Origin of the sequence: Pseudoduganella umbonata, from assembly GCF_014192225.1 — a bacterium.
In the GTDB taxonomy this organism is placed as follows: domain Bacteria; phylum Pseudomonadota; class Gammaproteobacteria; order Burkholderiales; family Burkholderiaceae_D; genus Rugamonas; species Rugamonas umbonata.
Genome location: NZ_JACHXS010000002.1, coordinates 451855 through 469391 on the forward strand (window position 1 = coordinate 451855; position 17537 = coordinate 469391).

Sequence of the window (17537 nt, forward strand, 5' to 3'; positions counted from 1 at the left end):
GGGTGAAATGCTGCATTTGTCCACGACAATTCCAAGGGCGATGACATGAACGACTATTCACGTCCGCCGCTGCCTGCCGATGAAGAAGGGAGGCTGGAGGCGCTCTATGCATCCCAGTTGCTCGATACGCTGCCTGAGGAGGTCTTCGACAGGCTCACGCGCATCGTCTGCGCATCGTTGAACGTGCCCGTCAGCCTGATCTCCCTCATCGACAAGGACCGGCAATGGTTCAAGTCGAGTTGCGGGCTGCAGGCGCGGGAAACGGGCAGGGATGTGTCCTTTTGCGGGCATGCCATCCTGTCCGATGAACCGTTCATCGTGACCGATACCAACCGCGACCCGCGCTTTGCGTCGAATCCCCTGGTCGTCGGCGCGCCGGGGATTCGATTCTATGCGGGCGTGCCCATTCATTCGGCGAATCATCGTATCGGCACGCTGTGCGTCATCGACACGGTGCCGCGCGAACTGACTGCCGAGGAAATCCGGCTGCTGAAGTCGCTGGCCCGTACGGTCGAGGACCTGCTCCATTTGCGGCAGGCGACGATCGACTCGGTCGACGCCCTGAACAGCTGGACGATCACTTCCGCCGGGAGCGCGGGCGATCCCATGCAGTTCCTGAACGACCGGCTCGCGCGCGATCATCTGACGGGGCTGCCGAGCAGGTATGCGATCGACAAGGCAATCCATGAGGCCCTGGCGCAAGGCACCGACGGTAACGCGAGCGGGTTGCTGGCGCTGATCGATATCGACAACCTGTCGGCGATCAATGAAAGGCTGGGCCACGTCAGTGGCGACCGGCTCATTGCCGCGATCGGCGAGCGCCTGATCCTGGCCAGCGATCCCGGCGACGTGGCTGCCCGCATCGGCGGTGGCCTGTTTGCCTTCCTGTTGCGCCGCCAGCCCGATTTCCAGTCCGGTATCGCCCGTCTCGGCCACATCCATGAAGCGCTGAACCGGCTGGTCATCGGCGACGCCTTGACCGTGCCTTGCAGTATCACTACCGGCTACGTTCCGCTGGCAAGGGGCAGCGACGATGCGGCGGAGCTGCTCGATACCGCCCATGAGGCCGTGCGGCAGGCCAAGGCGCTCGGCCACGGGCTGATGTGCCAATACAATCGCGCGCTCAGCCGCCTGGGCCACCGTGCGCTCGGACATGACCTGCGCTCGGCCGCCCAGCGCGACGAGTTCTTCCTGGTCTACCAGGTCAAGACATGCCCCGGCACCATGCAGCCGACCGGTGTCGAAGCCCTGCTGCGCTGGCGTCATCCTGCGCTGGGCATCGTTCCGCCTGCCGACTTCATCCCGATCGCCGAGGAGAGCGGCATCATCGTCGAAGTCGGCCGATGGGCGCTTGTCGCCGCGTGCCGGCAAGCGTATCGGTGGTTCAGTGAAGGCAAGGCGTTTTCCGCAGTGGCGGTGAACCTGTCGCCCAGGCAGTTCCTGCATGGCGACATCGTCGGGGCGGTCCGGTCGGCGCTGATCGACAGCGGGCTGCCGGCCAGCCTGCTGGAACTCGAACTGACGGAATCGGTCGCCGTTTGCGATGTCGAGCGCGCCATCGCGATCATGCAGGAGCTCAAGGGGATGGGTATCACCCTCAGCATCGATGATTTCGGCACCGGCTACTCCAGTCTTTCCTACCTGCTGCGCCTGCCGGTCGACAAGCTCAAGATCGACCGCGCCTTCATCGCCGGGCTGCGCGACGATGCGCGGTCCCAGGCCATCGTCAAAGGCGTCATCGACATCTGCGAGGGCCTGGGTATCGACGTCATTGCCGAGGGTGTCGAAACAGCGGATCAGGTGGCGCTGCTGATGAAGCTGGGCTGCCAGGAAATGCAGGGGTTCTACTTTGGACGGCCCATGACACCGGCGCAGCTGGACCAGGCCTCCGCCTTCTCTGCGAGCGAGGCATGACCGGTCATCCGCACGGGACCGGAGGCGTGTACGGCCCCGCAGCGCACCTGGCCGGCATGCCTGCGCCGCTTTCGGAGGCTGGTGCCCGTATCTGCGAATCTTCCTGGAAAGAGGCTGTTTGAACCTGCAACGGTTGTTAGGGGCGACCCTGTTAGTCCTGGGAGCCAACACCATGCTCGGCTGGCTCCTGCAGGTGCCGGGCATGGTGAGTATCGTGCACGGGCTCGTGCCGATGGTGTTCAACACCGGCCTGGGTTTCGCCCTGGCTGGACTTGCCCTGATGCTCGGCGACCATGCCAGGGGCGTGCCGCGCACCCTCATCGGCTGGTTCCTGCTGATCCTGTGCAGCATGACCCTGGTGGAACACATGCGCGACGCCAGCCTTGGCATCGACATGGCATGGGTGCACCACTGGCTCGACTATGGCAATACCCGCCCCGGCCGCATGGCACCCAATACCGCACTGGGATTCATGCTGTTCGGTGCCGTGAATATTGTCTTGCGGCGGGTGGATACGCGCGCAAAGGCCTATTTCGTCGTGGTGCTGACCTTTTGCGTCCTGACCATTGGCCTGACGGGGCTGATCGGCTACCTGCTCGCGCCCGACCTGCTGTTCGGCTGGTCGCGCTCGGCGAGGATGGCGATCCATACCGCATGCGGCATGATTGCCGCCGCCATCGGGCTGTGGGCGAGCTGGTTCGCTGCCGGCTGGTTTGCCGGCCCCGCCTACTTTACCGAGGCGGCAAAAGTGCGCGTGCTGGGGACTGCGATCCTCATTGTCGTGACGACCACCGTGGGGCTCACCGGATTCGTGCTCATGCAGGAGTCGCTGGAGAGGGCCATCGAAGGCCGCCTCCGTTCCGTGGTGCAGGGCAGGGCGCCCTGGCTGGCCACGATCACCGGAGAAATCGTCCAGCATGCGAAGACCGAACTGCGGATGGTCGGCGCGGTCGATGCGGCCCTTCCCATGCTGCTTGGACGTCCGCTGGGCAGCCATGAAGGCACCTTTGACGACGTGGCGAGGCGCCTCCTTGCCGAAGGTTATCCGCATGTTGCCGTCGAAGATGCGGCGCGGCGCGTCGTGAACGAAATGGGCGAATTCGAAGCGCCTGCCAGGTTCGCCGCTCCGCTCGATAACGACGGTACCGAGCTGGTGTGGAACGGCATACAGATGCTGCGGGTGCGCGTGCCTGTCATGCAGGACGGGCGGCTGATCGGCTATGTCCGCCTCGACAGGTCGCTGGAAGCGTTCAACCGCTCGCTGTTCGATGTTGCCACACTGGGGCGCAGCGCCGAGCTGTCCGCATGCATCCGGCAGCGGGACGAACTGGTCTGCCTGCCGAACAGCCGCAACGAAAACGTGTTCCATATCGATCTGCGTGCCGGTCGAGGCAAGCAGAAGTTACCGATGGAATATGCGCTGGAGGGCAAAACCGGCGTCGTCTATGCGCACGATTACCGCCGCAACAATGTCGTCGCCGCATATGGCCCGATATTCCCGGGCCTGGGTCTCGTGGCAAAGCAGGACACCGTCGAGGCTTACAGCGTGATTCGCGGCGCACTCGAATTCGGTGCGCCGGTCATCGTGCTGATCTCCATTGCCGGTGCCTTTGCGCTGTATTCGCAGATGGATCCGCTGGTCACCCGCATGCACGAATCGGAAGCGCGCGCCGAACGCGCCGCCACCGAGATCCGCACGCTGATGTCCGCGGTGGGCGAGGGGATCATCACGATCGACGGCAGGGGGCGCATACGGGAGGCCAATCCGGCTGCCAGCAGCATATTCGGTTACGAAGGCAATGAACTCGTCGGCCAGGACGTGGCCACGCTGATACCGCCGGAGTCGCGCGCGGCGCATGAAAGCGGGCTGGCCCGTGCAGCGGCCGGCGGACCGCCGCGGCTGATCGGAACGCCCAACGTCAAGGTCGAAGGGCTGCGCAAGGACGGCACGCGGTTTGCGCTCGAGCTGACGATCACGGCTGCGTCGGTAGGGTCCGAACGCCAGTTCGTCGGCATCATGCGCGACATCACCGAGCGGCTGGCGCTCGAACAGAAGCTCGAACGGATGGCGCAATACGATTCGCTGACCGGCCTTGCCAACCGCAGCCTGTTCAACGACAGGTTGCGTATCGCCTTGGCGCGCAGCCATCGCAATCGCTGTGCGCTGGCGCTGATGTTCATCGACCTGGATGGGTTCAAGCGGGTCAATGACACGATGGGCCATCACGCGGGGGACGAGCTGCTGGTCGCGGTCGCGGGGCGCATGACCGCGGCGGTACGCAGCACCGATACCGTGGCCCGCCTCGGCGGCGACGAATTCACCGTCATCCTCGAGGATATGAAGCAGCCGGCCCATGAAGCCGCCGGCGCTGTCGCCGGGAAGATCGTGGGCGAAATGCAGGCGCCGTTCGAGATCGGCGGCCGGACGACGCGCATCGGCGCCAGCGTGGGCCTGGTCGTACTGGAGGCCGACGATCCGAAAGACGATATCGAGGCCATCATCCAGCTGGCCGACCAGCGCATGTACCAGGCAAAACTGGGCGGCAAGAACCGCGTCGTCGCGCTGTAGCGAGGCAGGACTGGAGGCTGCCGGCCGTTATCGGTGCCGGTCCGGCTGCCGGCTTTCGCCGCCACTGCGGGCTGGCTGGCGCAACCCGCCGAAGCGTTCGAAGAATGCCGGCCCGGCATCCGGCACATCCGGCTGCTCCTGCCGCAGCGCGTCCAGCACGTACTCTTCGGCGGGTGCGTACGTCGACAGGTACAGCTCGCGCGCCAGCGCATAGGCGGCGGCGCCTGGCCACGGCTCGGGCAGCAGCTCGACAGGCAATTGCGGATCGTGCAGCTGCACGCGCCGGTAGGCGTGGATCAGCAGCGTGCGCACGACGAATGCGCGTTCGGCCGCGACGCCACCGCCGGCGAGCAGCGCGCGCAGCGGCGCGAACCGTTCGATGAAGTTCTCGTAGCCCGCCGCCACCTCCCGCAGATCCCAGCCCTCGGCGACCAGGTCCGCCAGCGGCTTGCCCTGCACGCCGGGCAGCTGGGCGGCCTGCACGACATATACCTTGCCGCGCATGCCGAGCCGGCCGAGCAGGTCGTCGAGCGCCTCGGCATCGCCGGCGGGGTGCCCCGCGATGCCCGGCGCCACCATGCTGTAGCCCTCCCACAGCAGTTCCTTGCGCAGCGCGGCCCGTTCGGGCGTCGACAGGCCGTTGGTGCCCAGCACGAACGTCCAGCTGCCATGCCAGTGCACATTGGGCGCCGCGTACACGCGCCGGAACGCGCGGGCGAAGCGCTGCGCCGCCGCCGGGGTGATCGTGTAATGGCTGCGCCGCCCGTCGCGCTGAGAGACCAGCCAGCCCTCCTGCGCCAGCCGGAACACCGAGGTGCGCAGCAGCCGGTCGTTCACGCCGAACGGCGCCAGCAGGCCGATCAGGCTGCCCAGCCAGGCCAGGCCGCCGTGGGGCACGACCGTATCGCCGAAGACCGTCATCACCAGCGATTTCGCGCGGGGCGGGTCTTCTTGCAGGAAGCGGGTAATCCAGGCAGTCAAGTCATCGTTCATGCCGCCATTGTACCGAGCCGGACACGATACGGGCTTTCAACATGACACACAAAAACAGCTTGCAAATAAAATTGTGTATCGTATTATGGCTGGAAAGTACACGGAGGAGACAAGCATGTACGCACAAATGGTGGAAACCGGGCTGAAGAATGTCCGCACCGTCGATGACATGAGCGCCGAAGAGCGCGCCTTCCAGGCACGCATCGACGACGGCATCAGGATCGAGCCGAAGGACTGGATGCCGGAGGCTTACCGCAAGACGCTGATCCGGCAGATCTCCCAGCACGCCCACTCGGAAATCGTCGGCCAGCTGCCGGAGGGGAACTGGGTGACGCGCGCGCCCACGCTGAAGCGCAAATCGATCCTGCTGGCGAAGATCCAGGACGAAGCGGGCCACGGCCTGTACCTGTACAGCGCTGCCGAAACGCTGGGTGTGTCGCGCGACGAGCTGCTGCAGGCGCTGCATTCGGGCAAGGCCAAGTACTCCAGCATCTTCAACTACCCCACGCTGTCGTGGGCGGACATGGGCGCCATCGGCTGGCTGGTCGACGGCTCGGCGATCATCAACCAGATCCCGCTGTGCCGCTGCTCGTACGGGCCGTATTCGCGGGCCATGATCCGCGTCTGCAAGGAAGAATCGTTCCACGCCCGCCAGGGCTACGACATCATGCTGGCGCTGTGCAATGGCACGGCGGAGCAGAAGGCGATGGCGCAGGATGCGCTGAACCGCTGGTGGTGGCCGTCGCTGATGATGTTCGGCCCGTCGGACGCGAACTCCGTCAACAGCGCGCAATCCACCCAATGGCGCATCAAGCTGTTCTCCAACGACGAGCTGCGCCAGCGCATGGTCGACCAGACCGTGCCGCAGGCCGAGTTCCTCGGCCTGACGATTCCCGATCCCGACCTGAAATGGAACGCCGAACGGGGCCACTACGACTTCGGCGAAATCGACTGGGCCGAGTTCCACGCCGTTTTGCAGGGTAACGGCCCGTGCAACCGCGAGCGCCTGCGCACCCGCGTCAAGGCCTGGGACGATGGCCAGTGGTTCCGCGATGCGCTCGTTGCGCATGCGGAAAAACACGCAACCGACAAAGCCGCAGCCTGAGGAGACAGCAATGAGCAAGGAATGGCCCCTGTGGGAAGTCTTCATCCGCAGCCAGCATGGCCTGGCCCACAAGCACGTGGGCAGCCTGCACGCGCCGGACGCGGCGATGGCGCTCAATAACGCCCGCGACGTCTACACGCGCCGCAACGAAGGCGTGTCGATCTGGGTGGTGCGCGCGGCGGACATCGTGGCCAGCAGCCCGTTCGACAAGGAGGCGCTGTTCGAGCCCGCCAACAGCAAGGTGTACCGCCACCCCACCTTCTTCCCGATGCCGGAAGAAGTGAAGAACCTGTAAGGCCGCCCATGGATGCGAAAGTTCAATACCTGCTGCGCCTGGGCGACAATGCCCTGGTGCTGAGCCAGCGCCTGTCCGAACTGTGCGGCAAGGGCCCGGCGCTGGAAGAAGACATGGCGCTGACCAACGTGGCGCTCGACCTGCTGGGCCAGGCGCGCCTGTGGCTGACCCATGCGGGCGAGCTCGAAGGGCGTGGCCGCGACGAGGATGCGCTGGCCTACCTGCGCGACGCGCACGATTTCCACAACGTGCTGCTGGTCGAGCAGCCGAACGGCAATTACGCGCACACGCTGGTGCGCCAGTTCTATTTCGATGCCTGGCACTATTTCCAGGTCGGCGCGCTGGCGCAGTCGGCCGACGTGCGCATCGCGGAAATCGCCGCCAAATCGCTGAAGGAAATCACCTACCACCTGCGCCGCAGCGGCGACCTGGTGGTCCGCCTCGGCGACGGCACGGCGCTCAGCCACGAGTACACGCAGACCGCGGCCGACGAGCTGTGGATGTACACCGGCGAAGCCTTCCAGTACGACGCCATCGACGAACAGATGGCCGCCGCCGGCATCGCGCCGCCCGCCGCCACGCTGCGCGCCCAGTGGCTGGCCCACGTGGGCGACATCTTCGCCGAGGCAACGCTGGCGATGCCGTCGCCCGATGCCTGGATGCAGAAGGGCGGCAAGACCGGCCGCCACAGCGAACACCTGGGCTACCTGCTGGCGGAGATGCAGTTCCTGCAGCGCGCCTATCCCGGGGCGGCGTGGTGACGATGACGGTCATGCCTGCGGAGCTGGACCAAGCCGCCGTGTGGGCCTGGCTCGCCGACGTTGCCGATCCGGAGATCCCCGTGATCTCGGTGGTCGACCTGGGCATCGTGCGCGCCGTCGAGGTCGCGCACGACAGCGTCACCGTCACGCTCACGCCCACGTATTCCGGCTGCCCGGCCACGCACGTCATCGAGGCGGCCGTGCGCGAGGCGCTGCAGGCGCACGTCGAAGATGTCCGCATCGTCACGCGGCTGTCGCCGGCATGGACGACCGACTGGCTCAGCGACGAAGGCCGGCGCAAGCTGCAGGGCTACGGCATCGCCCCGCCGGCGCAGCAGGTGATCGACATCTCCGCCCTGCGCGGCGGGCTGGCCGCGGCAGTCTCCCGCCGCGCAGGGATCGGGCCCACCGCGGTTCCTTGCCCGCACTGCGGTTCCACCCACACGGAGCTGACGAGCCAGTTCGGCTCCACGCCCTGCAAGGCGCTGTACCGGTGCCGCGCCTGCCGCGAACCGTTCGATTACTTCAAGTGCCACTGACATGAGCAAATTCCATCCGCTGACCGTCGCCCGCGTCGTCAACGAAACGCGCGACTGCATCGCCGTCACGTTCGCCGTGCCACCCGAACTGGCGGGCGATTTCCGCTACCAGCAGGGCCAGCACCTGACCCTGCGCGCCAGGATCGGCGGCGAGGACGTGCGCCGTTCCTACTCGATCTGCTCGGCCGTGCAGGACGGCGCCCTGCGGGTGGCCATCAAGCGTACGCCGGGGGGCATGTTTTCCAGCTGGGCCAACGAATCGCTGAAGGCCGGTGCCGTCATCGACGTGATGCCGCCGATGGGGCATTTCAACGTGCCGCTGCAGGCCGACAACGAACGCAGCTACCTGGCATTCGCCGCCGGCAGCGGCATCACGCCGATCCTGTCGATCGTCAAGACCACGCTGATGACGGAACCGCGCAGCCGTTTCACCCTCGTCTACGGCAACCGCTCGTCGTCGTCGATGATGTTCCGCGGCGAGCTGGCGGAGCTGAAGGACCTGTTCCTGGCACGCCTGAACATCGTCTATGTGATGAGCCGCGAGCAGCAGGACATCGAACTGTTCAACGGCCGCATTACGAAGGAAAAGACCCGGCAGTTCCTGCAGCACTGGATCGACATCGCCGACTACGACACCGCCTTCATCTGCGGCCCGGAAGACATGATGCTGGGCGTTTCCGAAGCGCTGCAGGAAGCGGGCATGCCGAAACCGGCCATCCGGATCGAGCTGTTCGCCGCCTCGATCCCGAAGCACCAGCACAAGCCGCGCGCCCAGTCCGACGCGCAGGCGGCCCGGCACCTGACCGAAGTCACCGTGATCCAGGACGGCAACGCCGCCACGTTCACGATGGAAAAGGACAAGGAATCGATCCTCGATGCCGGCCTGCGCGCCGGGCTGGAAATGCGCTACTCGTGCAAAGGGGGCGTGTGTTCCACCTGCCGCTGCAAGGTGGTCGACGGCAAGGTGGACATGGACGTCAACTATGCGCTGGAGGATTACGAGATCGCCCGCGGCTTCGTGCTGAGCTGCCAGAGTTTTCCCGCCACGGACCGCGTCGTGATCGATTTCGACCAGGCCGAATGACCTTCACTGGAGGAGACAGCCAATGACCTATCAAAACATCCTGTTCGGGATCGAGGGCGGCATCGCCACGCTGACCTTGAACCGCCCCGACAAACTGAACAGTTTCACGCAGGCGATGCATCTCGAGGTGCGCGACGCGTTCGCGCGGATCCGCGCCGACCAGTCCGTGCGCGTGCTCGTGCTGACGGGCGCCGGGCGCGGCTTCTGCGCCGGGCAGGACCTGTCGGACCGCGCCGTGGCGCCCGGCGGCGAGCCCGTCGACCTGGGCGACTCCGTCGAACAGTACTACGCGCCGCTGGTCATGGCGATCAAGGACCTGCCGATGCCGGTGATCTGCGCCGTCAACGGCGTGGCGGCCGGCGCCGGCGCCAACCTGGCGCTGGCCTGCGACATCGTGCTGGCCGCGAAATCGGCCTCGTTCATCCAGTCGTTCTGCAAGCTGGGCCTGATTCCCGACACGGGCGGCACCTGGCACCTGCCGCGGCTGGTGGGCCCGGCGCGGGCGATGGGGCTGGCCATGCTGGGCGACAAGCTCAGCGCCGACCGCGCCGAGGAGTGGGGCCTGATCTGGAAGGCGCTGCCGGACGACGCGCTGATGACCGAAGCCATGGCCATGGCCGAGCACTTTGCGTACGCGCCCACCAAGGGGCTGGCATTCACCAAGCGGGCGATGCAGCTCAGCGCCTGCAACGGGCTGCACGCCCAGCTGAAGCTGGAAACCGACATGATGCGCGAACTGGGCAACAGCCACGACTACCACGAAGGCGTGGCAGCCTTCGTGGCCAAGCGCACGCCGCACTTCAGGGGGGAATGATGGCCGCGCTGACAACTGATGCCATCGTCGCCATTGTCGGCAGCGGCGCGATGGGCGCCGGCATCGCCCAGGTGGCCGCCGCCGCCGGCCACACCGTAAAACTCTACGATGCCCGGCCGGAAGCCGTCGGCAAGGCCGTCGACGACATCGCCGGCAGTTTCGGCAGGCTGGCCGCGAAAGGCCGAATGGGCGCCGCCGAGGCGGAAGCCGCGCGTGGCCGGCTGCAGGCGGCGGCGTCGCTGGCCGACCTGGCCGATGCCGCTCTGGTGATCGAGGCGATCGCCGAGGACCTGGAGGCGAAGCGGGCTTTGTTCGCCGCGCTGGAAGACATCGTTGCCGATGGCGCGATCCTGGCCACCAATACCTCGTCGATTTCGGTAACGGCGATCGCGGCGCCGCTGCGCCGGCCCGAACGCCTGGTCGGCATGCATTTCTTCAACCCGGCGCCGCTGATGGCGCTGGTGGAAGTCGTCAGCGGCCTGGCCACCGACCGCGCGGCGGCCCAGACGGTGCATGACACCGCCGCGGCCTGGGGCAAGAGTCCCGTGCATGCGCGGTCCACGCCCGGCTTCATCGTCAACCGCGTTGCCCGGCCGTACTACGCCGAAGCGTGGCGCCTGCTGGGCGAAGGCGCCGGCGATACCGCCACGCTCGATGCGGTGATGCGCGAGGCGGGCGGCTTCCGGATGGGCCCTTTCGAACTGATGGACCTGATCGGCCACGACGTCAATTACGCGGTGACGAAATCCGTGTTCGACGCTTATTTTGGCGACCCGCGCTTCACGCCATCGGTGCTGCAGCGCGACATGGTCGATGCCGGTTTCCTGGGCCGCAAGACGGGCCGCGGATTCTACCGTTATGCCGATAACGCCGTACCGCAGGAGCCGAAATCCGAACCGAACTGCCCGCGGCCGGAATACGTGGGCTACAGCCTGGAAGCGGGCGCCAGCGGCACGCTGACCGCGCCGATGCTGGCGCGCATGGAAGCGCATGGCCTGCACGTGACCCGGCGCATGTCGGCCGAAGGCCACCAGCATGGCGAAGCGCCGGCCTTCCACTGCAACGGCGCGGCGATCTACCTGACGGACGGCCGCACCGCCACGGCCCGCGCCCGGGCCAACCGCCATGACGACACCGTCGTCTACGATCTCGTGCTCGATGCCGCCAATGCCACGCGCATTGCCGTGGCCCGCGCCGACCAGTGCAGCGAGGCGGCGTACCAGTCCGCGGTGGCGCTGTTCCAGTCCGCCGGCTTTGCCGTGACCCGGCTGGACGACGTGCCGGGCCTGGCCGTGATGCGCACCGTGGCGATGCTGGCCAACGAAGCGGCCGATGCCGTGTACCAGGGCGTGTGCAGCGCCCAGGCGGTAGATACGGCGCTGCAGAAGGGCGTCAACTACCCGAAAGGGCCGCTGGCGTGGGCCGATGCGATCGGCTCCGGCCACGTCGTGCGGGTGCTCGACAACCTGGCTGCCACGTATGGCGACGGCCGCTACCGCGTGTCGCCGCTGCTGCGGCGCCGGCATGCCGCCGGAAAGGCCATCCATGCCGAATGATGCGCTGAAGATGGATGCGGAAGCGGATGCGGATGCGCAGGCGCTGGCCGAAGCGGCGGGCGCGGCGATGTTCGCGCGCGACCCGGCCAGCCGGGGCCTGGGCATGACGCTCGACGCCATCCGCCCCGGCTATGCGCGCATGTCGATGCGCGTGCGCGAGGACATGCTGAACGGCCACCGCACCTGCCACGGCGGCTTCATCTTCACGCTGGCCGACAGCGCGTTCGCCTTTGCCTGCAACAGCCATAACCACAACACGGTGGGTGCCGGCTGCACGATCGATTACCTGGCGCCCGGCCGCGCGGGCGACCTGCTTACCGCCGAAGCGGTCGAGCGGGCGCTGGCCGGCAAGACCGGTATCTACGACGTCGACGTGGTCGACCAGGATGGCCGGCTGGTCGCCACGTTCCGGGGCAAGTCGCACCGTGTGGCGGGCACGGTCGTCTGAGGTTTCGGCACCATTCGGCATCATTCGGCATATAACTGGAGGAGACATGGTCCAACTGATTCCCGCGCCCGGCGATCTCGAGCCGATCGAGCGCGCCAGCCGCGACGAACTGCAGGCCCTGCAACTGCAGCGGCTGAAGAAAACGCTGCGGCACGCGTACGACAACGTGGCGCACTACCGCGCCGCCTTCGATGCGAAAGGCGTGCATCCGGAAGACCTGCGCACGCTGGCCGACCTGGCGAAATTCCCGTTCACCGACAAGAAAACGCTGCGCGACAACTATCCGTTCGGGCTGTTCGCGGTGCCGCGCGAGAAAGTGGTGCGCATCCACGCATCGAGCGGCACCACCGGCAAGGCGACGGTGGTCGGCTACACGCAGAACGACATCGACACCTGGGCCGATGTCGTGGCACGCTCGATCCGCGCCGCCGGCGGCCGCGCCGGCGACATGGTGCACATCTCGTACGGCTACGGCCTGTTCACCGGCGGCCTGGGCGCGCACTACGGCGCCGAGCGGCTCGGCTGCACGGTGATCCCGATGTCCGGCGGGCAGACGGAAAAGCAGGTGCAGCTGATCCGCGACTTCGCACCGTCGATCATCATGGTCACGCCGTCGTACATGCTCAACATCATCGAGGAATTCCACAAGCAGGGTCTCGACCCGGCCGCATCGTCGCTGCAGGTGGGCATTTTCGGCGCCGAGCCGTGGACCGATGCGATGCGCCGCGAGATCGAGGCGCGCGCCGGCATCGATGCGGTGGACATCTACGGCCTGTCGGAAGTGATGGGCCCAGGCGTGGCCAGCGAATGCATCGAAAGCAAGGATGGCCCGACGATCTGGGAAGACCATTTCTACCCCGAGATCATCGACCCCGAAACGGGCGAAGTGCTGCCGGACGGCGCCGAGGGAGAACTGGTGTTCACGTCGCTGACCAAGGAAGCGATGCCGGTGATCCGCTACCGGACGCGCGACCTGACGCGCCTGCTGCCGCCGACGTCCCGCGCGATGCGCCGGATGGGCAAGATCACCGGCCGCTCGGACGACATGCTGATCATCCGCGGCGTCAACGTGTTTCCCACGCAGATCGAGGAACTGATCCTGGCCATGCCGAAACTGGCGCCGCAGTACCAGCTGGTCGTCACGCGCGACGGGCACCTGGACCAGCTGGAAGTCGTCGCCGAGCTGCGCCCGGAAACGCCGGGCGCCGAGGCCGATGCGCTGTCCCGCGAACTGGAACACTGCATCAAGACCCATGTCGGCGTCACCACGCGCGTGAGCGTGGTGGCGGCCGACGGCATCGAACGCACGCTGACGGGCAAGGCCCGCCGCGTGGTGGATAAGCGGCCAAGGAACTGAAACACCATGGTGAAAGTCTATGAAATCAATGGCGTGCGGCCGGTGGTGCATCAGACCGCCTACGTGCATCCGACGGCGGTACTGATCGGCGACGTGATCGTCGGGCCGCGCTGCTATGTGGGCCCGCTGGCATCCCTGCGTGGCGACTTCGGCCGGATCGTGCTGGAAGAAGGCTCGAATGTGCAGGACGGTTGCGTGATGCACGGTTTCGAGAACACCGACACCGTCGTCGAAGTGGATGGCCACATCGGCCATGGCGCCGTGCTGCACGGCTGCCGGATCGGGCGCAACGCGCTGGTCGGCATGAATGCGGTGGTGATGGACAACGCGGTGGTGGGCAGCGAAAGCATCGTGGCGGCGATGAGCTTCGTGAAGGCCAACATGGCGATCCCGCCGCGCAGCATGGTGATGGGCGCGCCGGCACGCATCGTGCGCGACGTCACGGATGCCGAGATCGCGTGGAAAAACGTCGGTACCGCGCAGTACCACGAGCTTGCGGTACGTTCGCGCGAAACGATGTGCGAGGTCGACGCATTGACCGAGCCCGAGCCGGACCGGCCCCGCATCGCGTGGGAGAGTTCGGTACCACTGCACGTACACAAGAAAATTCAAAGCTGAATTCAAAGCTGAATTGCAAGCTGAATACAAGCTGAACGGAGACAACGATGGGAACACTGCAAAGTTTTATCGGCGGCCGCTGGCATGGCAGGGAGGCGCACCAGCCGCTGCACAGCGCCTTGAACAACAGCCTGATCTATCACACGCACGCCGAGGCGATCGACTTCGGCGAGGTACTGGAGTATGGCCGCAAGACCGGCATCCCGGCCCTGATGGCGCTGGACTTCCAGCAGCGCGCGGCACGGCTGAAAGCGCTGGCCCTGTACCTGATGGAGCGCAAGGAGCAGCTGTATGAAATCTCCCGCTTCACCGGCGCCACGCGGCCGGACAGCTGGGTCGACGTCGAGGGCGGCATCGGCACGCTGTTCGCCTACGCCGGCATCGGCAGCCGTGAACTGCCGTCGTCGAACGTGCTGCACGAAGGCCCGGCCATGGCGCTGGGCAAGCGGGGCGGCTTCTCGGGCACGCACATCCTGGTGCCGCGCGGCGGCGTCGCGGTGCACATCAACGCCTTCAATTTTCCCATCTGGGGCCTGCTGGAGAAATTCGCGCCCAGCTTCCTCGCCGCGATGCCGTGCATCGGCAAGCCGGCCACCGCGACCAGCTACCTGACGGAGGCACTGGTGCGGATGATGCACGAATCCGGCCTGCTGCCGGACGGCGCGCTGCAACTGGTGATCGGCGGCACCGGCGACCTGCTGGACCGGCTGACCGGCTTCGATGCCGTCACGTTTACCGGGTCGGCCGACACCGCGCAGAAACTGAGGTCGAACCGCAACCTGATCGCCAACTCCGTGCCGTTCACCGCCGAAGCCGACTCGCTCAATTGCGCGATCCTGGCGCGGGACGTGACGCCGGACGATCCGGAATTCGACCTGTTCGTCAAGGAAGTGGCGCGCGAGATGACGGGCAAGGCGGGGCAGAAGTGCACGGCGATCCGCCGCATCATCGTGCCGCGCACGCAGGCCGACGCGGTGGCCGAACGGCTGCGCGAGCGGCTGGCGAAGATCACGGTCGGCGATCCGTCGGTCGACGGCGTGCGGATGGGCGCGCTGGCCTCGAAGGACCAGCAGCGCGACGTGGCGGCGCAGGTCGAGCGGCTGCTGGCCGGCAACGAGCTGCTCCATGGCGGCGAGCTGCAACTGGTGGGCGACGGCGTACACGAAGGGGCATTCTTCGCGCCCACGCTGGTCATGTGCCGCAACGCGATGGACAACGATGCCGTGCATGACGTGGAGGCGTTCGGCCCGGTCAGCACCTTGATGACCTATGAAGGCATCGACGAGGCGCTGGCGCTGGCCGCGAAGGGCAAGGGCAGCCTGGTCTCCACGCTGGTGACGAAGGATCCCCGTATCGCGGCATACGCGGTGCCGGTGGCGGCATCGCACCATGGCCGCGTGCTGGTGCTGGAGCGCGAGGCGGCGGTCGATTCGACCGGCCACGGTTCGCCGCTGCCGCAGCTGAAGCACGGCGGCCCGGGCCGCGCCGGCGGCGGCGAGGAGCTGGGCGGCATCCGCGCCGTCAAGCACTTCCTTCAGCGCACCGCCGTGCAGGGGTCGCCGACCATGCTGTCGGCCATCACCGGCGAGTATGTGCGGGGCGGCGCGGTGCGCGAATCCGAGGTGCACCCGTTCCGCCGCCACTTCGAGGACCTGCAGGTGGGCGATTCGCTGCTGACGCACCGGCGCACCGTCAGCGAGGCGGACATCGTCAATTTCGGCGGCGTCTCCGGCGATTATTTCTACATGCACTTCGACGACATCGCCGCGAAGGACACGCAGTTCGGCAAGCGCATCGCGCACGGCTACTTCGTGCTGTCGGCAGCGGCCGGGCTGTTCGTCTCGCCCGCGCCCGGCCCGGTGCTGGCCAACTATGGCCTCGACAACCTGCGCTTCATCACACCAGTGGGCATCGGCGACACCATCCGCGCCCGGCTCACGTGCAAGCGCAAGGTGGACCGCAACCGCACCGACGACAAGGGTGTGGGGCAGGGCGTGGTGGCGTGGGACGTGCAGGTGACCAACCAGAACGACGAACTGGTGGCCAGCTACGACATCCTGACGCTGGTGTCGAAGAAGGCCTAAGTCTGGTCGAAAGGGTTGCCGAAAGGGTTGTCAATCGAGCGGGCCGGCCGGGTGAACCAGCGCGGCCCGTGTTCCGTCATGTAGAAGTGGTCTTCATGGCGGATGCCGAATTCGTCCGGCACGCAGATCATCGGCTCGTTCGAGAAGCACATGCCGACGTCCAGCGGCGTCGTGTCGCCGCCGACCAGGTACGGCCATTCGTGGATGTCCAGGCCGATGCCGTGGCCGGTGCGGTGCGGCAGGCCGGGCAGCTTGTAGCCGGGGCCGAAGCCGGCCGCTTCCAGCGAGCGGCGCGCCGCCGCATCGACTTCCTCGCACGGCACGCCCAGTTGCGCCGCATCGAACGCGGCCTGCTGGGCCGCCTTCTCGGCATTCCATACGGCGCGCTGGCGCTCGGTCGGCGTGCCGAACACGTAGGTGCGCGTGATGTCGGAGATGTAGTCGTGCAGCTTGCAGCCGGTATCGATCAGCACCGTGTCGCCGTCCTTCAGTGTCTGCACGTACGACACGCCGTGCGGGAACGCCGTTGCGGCGCCGAACAGCACGATGACGAAGTAGGAGCCGGCCGGGGCACCTGCTTTCCTGTGCGCGCGGTCGATGAAGTCCGCCACTTCCGTCGTCGTGATGCCTTCGCGCAGGATGCTCGCGGTGGCGACGTGCACGGCAAGCGTCATGTCCTTGGCGCGTTGCATCAGCGCGATCTCGGCCGGCGACTTGCGTGCGCGGCAGTGCGCTGTCACGCTTTTCGCGTTTTCCAGCACGTAGCCTTCCGCCTGCTGGCGGATGCCGTCGGCGGTAAAGAACGGCGTGCTTTCGTCGATGCCGATGCGTGCGCCCGGCTCGATGCCCAGCGCCTTCAGCGTGCCGACGAACAGGGCGCAGGGGTTCTCGTGCTCGTGCCAGGTGCGCACCGGGGCATCGACCACCATGAAATCCTGCAGCGTGGCTTCCTCGAACGCCGGCGCGAGATAGGCCAGGCCGCCCTGCGCCGGCAGGACCGCGCCCACCATCCGCTCGCTGGCATGCCACTTCATGCCGGTGAAGTACAGCAGGCTGGTGCCCGCGTTCAGCCACACCGCCGCGATGCCCTGCACCTGCATGAACGCCTGCGCCTTCGCGATGCGCGCCAGGTATTCGTCGCGCCCGATCGGCACCGCACCCGCCGTCATATCCGACAGCGTTGCCAATGCCTGTTCGATGCTCTTGCCGCCAATGCCTGTGCCCATGCTGCCTCCGGAATGCGAAAACCGGCAATGATAGCAGTGCCAGGGCCTAGCCTTGATGCCGCTACGCTAGCGACCGTTGATGCTTCGCCAACGGTGGTGAACTGGTGTCGGACACCGGCCTTTCGGTGTCGGACACCGGTTTTCAACGCATTCTTACCGTTTCTTCCGCAGAAA

The 17537-nt window shown here is 66.6% G+C and carries 15 protein-coding genes; 13 read left to right on the plus strand and 2 right to left on the minus strand.

Annotation, left to right across the window (positions count from 1 at the left end; translation table 11 throughout):
• Positions 1-45: 45 nt before the first annotated feature.
• Both FHS02_RS07025 and FHS02_RS07030 read left to right on the plus strand, forming a co-directional pair.
• Positions 46-1914, plus strand: a complete 1869-nt coding sequence (locus tag FHS02_RS07025; protein ID WP_137314725.1) for a putative bifunctional diguanylate cyclase/phosphodiesterase — start codon at positions 46-48, stop codon at positions 1912-1914.
• A 172-nt stretch (positions 1915-2086) separates the two neighbouring features.
• On the plus strand, positions 2087-4483 hold the full coding sequence (locus tag FHS02_RS07030) for a diguanylate cyclase domain-containing protein (protein ID WP_137314724.1): 2397 nt from the start codon (positions 2087-2089) through the stop codon (positions 4481-4483).
• A gap of 27 nt (positions 4484-4510) precedes the next feature.
• Here FHS02_RS07030 and paaX read toward each other — a convergent pair whose 3' ends face one another.
• Positions 4511-5476, minus strand: a complete 966-nt coding sequence (gene paaX / locus FHS02_RS07035; protein ID WP_137314723.1) for a phenylacetic acid degradation operon negative regulatory protein PaaX — start codon at positions 5474-5476, stop codon at positions 4511-4513.
• Positions 5477-5591: 115 nt separating this feature from the next.
• On the opposite strand from paaX, the gene paaA reads away from it, so the two are divergent.
• From paaA to paaZ, 11 genes are read left to right on the plus strand one after another with little or no spacing between them, the layout of a single operon-like run.
• The gene (paaA, locus tag FHS02_RS07040; RefSeq protein ID WP_137314722.1) at positions 5592-6581 is read left to right on the plus strand and encodes a 1,2-phenylacetyl-CoA epoxidase subunit PaaA; all 990 of its coding nucleotides are present in this window, start codon (positions 5592-5594) and stop codon (positions 6579-6581) included.
• Between the two features lie 10 nt (positions 6582-6591).
• Positions 6592-6876: a 1,2-phenylacetyl-CoA epoxidase subunit PaaB gene (gene paaB / locus FHS02_RS07045; RefSeq protein ID WP_137314721.1), complete on the plus strand. Its 285-nt coding sequence runs from the start codon at positions 6592-6594 to the stop codon at positions 6874-6876.
• Between the two features lie 8 nt (positions 6877-6884).
• A complete protein-coding gene (gene paaC / locus FHS02_RS07050; RefSeq protein WP_137314720.1) occupies positions 6885-7637 on the plus strand; it encodes a 1,2-phenylacetyl-CoA epoxidase subunit PaaC in 753 nt (250 codons plus the stop codon).
• Between the two features lie 2 nt (positions 7638-7639).
• The gene (paaD, locus tag FHS02_RS07055) at positions 7640-8176 is read left to right on the plus strand and encodes a 1,2-phenylacetyl-CoA epoxidase subunit PaaD (protein ID WP_137314719.1); all 537 of its coding nucleotides are present in this window, start codon (positions 7640-7642) and stop codon (positions 8174-8176) included.
• Between the two features lies 1 nt (position 8177).
• Positions 8178-9260, plus strand: coding sequence for a 1,2-phenylacetyl-CoA epoxidase subunit PaaE (gene paaE, locus FHS02_RS07060; protein ID WP_137314718.1), 1083 nt, complete (start codon positions 8178-8180; stop codon positions 9258-9260).
• A 22-nt stretch (positions 9261-9282) separates the two neighbouring features.
• The gene (gene paaG / locus FHS02_RS07065) at positions 9283-10074 is read left to right on the plus strand and encodes a 2-(1,2-epoxy-1,2-dihydrophenyl)acetyl-CoA isomerase PaaG (protein ID WP_137314717.1); all 792 of its coding nucleotides are present in this window, start codon (positions 9283-9285) and stop codon (positions 10072-10074) included.
• Entirely contained in the window at positions 10074-11630 is a 1557-nt protein-coding gene (gene paaH, locus FHS02_RS07070) for a 3-hydroxyacyl-CoA dehydrogenase PaaH (protein ID WP_137317518.1), read from the plus strand. Before paaG ends, paaH begins: the two co-directional genes overlap by 1 nt.
• Positions 11620-12078, plus strand: a complete 459-nt coding sequence (paaI, locus tag FHS02_RS07075; RefSeq protein ID WP_137314716.1) for a hydroxyphenylacetyl-CoA thioesterase PaaI — start codon at positions 11620-11622, stop codon at positions 12076-12078. The genes paaH and paaI overlap by 11 nt, the downstream gene beginning before the upstream one ends.
• A gap of 46 nt (positions 12079-12124) precedes the next feature.
• Positions 12125-13435, plus strand: a complete 1311-nt coding sequence (paaK, locus tag FHS02_RS07080; protein WP_137314715.1) for a phenylacetate--CoA ligase PaaK — start codon at positions 12125-12127, stop codon at positions 13433-13435.
• Between the two features lie 6 nt (positions 13436-13441).
• Positions 13442-14053, plus strand: a complete 612-nt coding sequence (locus FHS02_RS07085; protein WP_137314714.1) for a phenylacetic acid degradation protein PaaY — start codon at positions 13442-13444, stop codon at positions 14051-14053.
• Positions 14054-14100: 47 nt separating this feature from the next.
• The gene (gene paaZ, locus FHS02_RS07090; protein WP_137314713.1) at positions 14101-16137 is read left to right on the plus strand and encodes a phenylacetic acid degradation bifunctional protein PaaZ; all 2037 of its coding nucleotides are present in this window, start codon (positions 14101-14103) and stop codon (positions 16135-16137) included.
• On the opposite strand, the gene FHS02_RS07095 is transcribed toward paaZ, so the two are convergent.
• Positions 16134-17363 carry a M24 family metallopeptidase gene (locus FHS02_RS07095; protein ID WP_137314712.1) on the minus strand — a complete coding sequence of 410 codons (1230 nt, stop codon included), beginning with the start codon at positions 17361-17363 and terminating at the stop codon, positions 16134-16136. The two genes, paaZ and FHS02_RS07095, sit on opposite strands and share 4 nt — an antisense overlap.
• Positions 17364-17537: the final 174 nt, after the last annotated feature.

Excerpts from the sequence above, each read along its gene's own strand:
- FHS02_RS07025 (WP_137314725.1), top strand. The coding sequence starts at position 46 with ATGAACGACTATTCACGTCCGCCGCTGCCTGCCGATGAAGAAGGGAGG.
- FHS02_RS07030 (WP_137314724.1), top strand. The coding sequence starts at position 2,087 with ATGCTCGGCTGGCTCCTGCAGGTGCCGGGCATGGTGAGTATCGTGCAC.
- paaX (WP_137314723.1), bottom strand. The coding sequence starts at position 5,476 with ATGAACGATGACTTGACTGCCTGGATTACCCGCTTCCTGCAAGAAGAC.
- paaA (WP_137314722.1), top strand. The coding sequence starts at position 5,592 with ATGTACGCACAAATGGTGGAAACCGGGCTGAAGAATGTCCGCACCGTC.
- paaB (WP_137314721.1), top strand. The coding sequence starts at position 6,592 with ATGAGCAAGGAATGGCCCCTGTGGGAAGTCTTCATCCGCAGCCAGCAT.
- paaC (WP_137314720.1), top strand. The coding sequence starts at position 6,885 with ATGGATGCGAAAGTTCAATACCTGCTGCGCCTGGGCGACAATGCCCTG.
- paaD (WP_137314719.1), top strand. The coding sequence starts at position 7,640 with ATGACGGTCATGCCTGCGGAGCTGGACCAAGCCGCCGTGTGGGCCTGG.
- paaE (WP_137314718.1), top strand. The coding sequence starts at position 8,178 with ATGAGCAAATTCCATCCGCTGACCGTCGCCCGCGTCGTCAACGAAACG.
- paaG (WP_137314717.1), top strand. The coding sequence starts at position 9,283 with ATGACCTATCAAAACATCCTGTTCGGGATCGAGGGCGGCATCGCCACG.
- paaH (WP_137317518.1), top strand. The coding sequence starts at position 10,074 with ATGGCCGCGCTGACAACTGATGCCATCGTCGCCATTGTCGGCAGCGGC.
- paaI (WP_137314716.1), top strand. The coding sequence starts at position 11,620 with ATGCCGAATGATGCGCTGAAGATGGATGCGGAAGCGGATGCGGATGCG.
- paaK (WP_137314715.1), top strand. The coding sequence starts at position 12,125 with ATGGTCCAACTGATTCCCGCGCCCGGCGATCTCGAGCCGATCGAGCGC.
- FHS02_RS07085 (WP_137314714.1), top strand. The coding sequence starts at position 13,442 with ATGGTGAAAGTCTATGAAATCAATGGCGTGCGGCCGGTGGTGCATCAG.
- paaZ (WP_137314713.1), top strand. The coding sequence starts at position 14,101 with ATGGGAACACTGCAAAGTTTTATCGGCGGCCGCTGGCATGGCAGGGAG.
- FHS02_RS07095 (WP_137314712.1), bottom strand. The coding sequence starts at position 17,363 with ATGGGCACAGGCATTGGCGGCAAGAGCATCGAACAGGCATTGGCAACG.